Annotated in this window: 1 protein-coding gene; it reads left to right on the top strand. The window is 41.0% G+C overall.

Annotated elements, in window-relative coordinates; genetic code table 11:
- Nucleotides 1-21 precede the first annotated feature (21 nt).
- A partial coding sequence (locus N7931_RS19650; RefSeq protein WP_262795992.1) for a transposase occupies nt 22-383 on the top strand: 362 nt, incomplete at its 3' end.

Below are 383 nucleotides of genomic sequence, written 5' to 3'. Positions count from 1 at the left end.
AATCTTCATAGGAGATTGATTTTGCCTAAGTTTATTCCAGCCAACTACAACCAAACCAGCATGGTCATCATTAACTATCAAGACCAATTGCAAGCCGGTACATTTGAACATGCCATTCACTATCTAATTGAACACAAATTGGATTTAAGCGTGTTTTACCCCAAATATAAAAATGACGACAATGGCCGCCCAGCTTATGACCCGGCAGTACTGTTAAAAATCATTTTATTTGCCTATTCAAAGGGCATCACGTCAAGCCGAGAGATTCAGTGGTGCTGTGAAACCAATATTATTTTTAAAGCGCTCAGTTGTGACAGCGTGCCACACTTTACAACGATAGCGGCGTTTGTATCCGGGCGCCAGATTGAAATAGAACACCTGTT

This window comes from Catenovulum sp. 2E275, from assembly GCF_025515275.1.
Taxonomy (GTDB): domain Bacteria; phylum Pseudomonadota; class Gammaproteobacteria; order Enterobacterales; family Alteromonadaceae; genus Catenovulum.
This window is presented reverse-complemented; position numbering and strand designations above follow the sequence as displayed.